General features: G+C 41.1%; 1 protein-coding gene. It reads right to left on the minus strand.

Features of this window, described 5'->3' with window-relative positions:
- Nucleotides 1-18: 18 nt before the first annotated feature.
- Nucleotides 19-2517, minus strand: coding sequence for a hypothetical protein (locus BLS89_RS10300; RefSeq protein WP_092738135.1), 2499 nt, complete (start codon nt 2515-2517; stop codon nt 19-21).
- Between the last annotated feature and the right edge of the window lie 55 nt (nt 2518-2572).

The following is a 2572-nucleotide window of genomic DNA, read 5'->3' on the forward strand; positions in this document are numbered from 1 at the left end:
AGATGTAAGAGGGGGTAATTACCCTAGTGTTACCCAGCTAGAGCCATTACAACCTTCAAATTTATGATTATCCCTATTATACCTTATAACTCCCTCATTATTTTGGTTACATTGAATAGACATAGCAGGAGCTCTATCACCACCAGTAGAAGTGGAATCATGTTTTGTGTCTCCGCCATTGTGAAGCTTAATCCCTCCATTTACGACTAACTTGGCATCAGTTTTCTCTGCTACTTTTTCAAAATTATCGATATTGATTCCTACGCTTGCATTATTTAAAACAGTAAAGGCATCTGACGGATAGGGATTACTAGACACAGTACTACCATTCCCAATAACAAATCTTCTAGCAAGTTGTGGTATTTCCCAATCACCATTTGAAATAGGATACGATTTATATTTCTGACTTCCTGCTCCACTATCCCCTACCATATTTTCTACACGTGTGTTATTCGTTCCTATTGCCAATTCTGAAAAACTATCTGTTTGGGTTTCATTTCCTATGGCTACAGAGGAATTTCCGTTGGCTATATTTTCATTTCCCATAGCTACGGAATTAATTCCTGATGCAGTGGTTTGATACCCCATAGCTACTGAGCGAGCTCCTGATGCAGTGGTTTGATACCCCATAGCTACGGCATTAGATCCTGATGCGGTGGTAGTATTCCCCATGGCTGTTGAAACATCCCCCGTGGCTTTCGTTTTATACCCTGTAGCCAAAGACCAACCTGCTGACGCTGTGGTTTCTTGTCCCATAGCTACGGAATTAATTCCTAATGCAGTGGTTTGATTCCCCATAGCTACTGAGCGAGTTCCTGATGCAGTGGTTTGATACCCCATAGCTATGGCAGTATTTCCCGACGCTGTGGTAGTATCCCCCATAGCTACCGAGCGAGCTCCTGACGCTGTGGTAGTATTCCCCATGGCTACGGCAGTATTTCCTGACGCTGTGGTAGTATTCCCCATAGCTATTGAAACCTGTCCTTGAGCTTTCGTCTTATATCCTGTAGCCAAAGACCAACCTTGTGACGCAGTGGTTTCTTGTCCCATAGCTACTGAATAATTTCCTGATGCAGTGGTTTGATACCCCATAGCTACTGCATCCTGTCCTGATGCAGTGGTAATAAATCCTATAGCGAAGGAAGAATCTCCTGATGCAGTGTTTCTAGCTCCCATAGCGAAGGAAGAATCTCCCGATGCAATGTTATCTTGCCCCATAGCGAAGGAAGTAGTTCCTGATGCAGTGGTAGCACTCCCCATGGCTACTGAATAATGTCCTGTAGCTCCTTTAGTTTCAGAAGCAACAATATTATAACTTAAATCCACGGCGTGAGATCCTATTTTTCCATAGTTCTCAGGGTCTCTTCCTACAATAGCCAAGCCTTTATTGCCATTATTTCCGGAAATTTCCTCCAAACCTGTTCTCCAGAATTCATTGGCGTCATGATCTGTACCCCCTAAGTTCATGCCTTGCCCTGCAGTATAAACTGCTGAACTTGGTCCAATTTTAAGAACTCCGTTTGCATCAGCATATACAGGGCGATCTCCAGTACCTTTTAAATCATCGGAAAGTACAGCTCCCTTTACTTGTAATACAGCATCGTTATTTTCCTTTTCAAAATTATTATAACCAATACCAACTTTTCCGCTCTTTAATATGGTAAAGGCGTCTTTTCTATTGCTGTCACTTTCTCCGTTTCCAACAGTGAGGAGTCTTTTTCTAAATTCTGAAGAAAGCGTATTATCTCCTTCCTTTGTATTATAAACACCTAATGCGATTTCTTTATCTCCTTGGGCAACGGCACCAACTCCAAAAGCAAAAGATTCTTCTCCTGCAGCTAAACTGTAAGCACCTCCTGCAAAAGAAGATATACCACTGGCTGTTGTCTGGTTTTGCCCTATGGCAAAGGAATTTTCTCCGCTTGCTATGGTAGTGTTACCTCCTGCAAAGGAATTAGTTCCATTTGCTTTAGTAGCATTACCTATTGCAAGAGCTTGAACTCCAGCAATAGAAGCTCCATTTGCAAAGTTCACCCCATTGTATAGTACATCTCCGGTAATTCCTGGCAGTATATAGCCTGTTCTTGTTCTGGAATTATTGAATATATTCCCTCTTCCTGTTCTAATCTGAGTCGTAGTTTTTGACAATAGATTTCCTTCTATCGGTTGGAAGTCTGTACCATTCCATTTATAATATCCAGCAAGGTATTTAGTCCCTGTTTTAAAAGCAGAGGGTCCTGTTCCTTGCTCGGGGGTTCCATCACTTTTAAAAGCATCTTCCATAAGATATACTAGCATTGATTTTTGATCAGCTCCTAAACGGCCTATCAACCCCTCAAACTGTGTGCGGTTAAGTCTAGGTATAAGAATACCCGATGCATTTTCTCCATCAATGGCATTGATGTCTAATGTGGCTTTTGGGCTATCTGTATTGATTCCCACTCTTCCCTGTTGGGCGTAAGCCATTGTACCCATAAGAGTACAAAGTAAATTGATTTTGATTAGATTTTTTTTCATTTAATCTTAGATTTAAAATAATAAAAGTTTATACTATATTTATTTAACTCTGATA

The sequence above is a fragment of the Riemerella columbipharyngis genome (genome assembly GCF_900101995.1).
Classification (GTDB): Bacteria; Bacteroidota; Bacteroidia; order Flavobacteriales; family Weeksellaceae; genus Riemerella; species Riemerella columbipharyngis.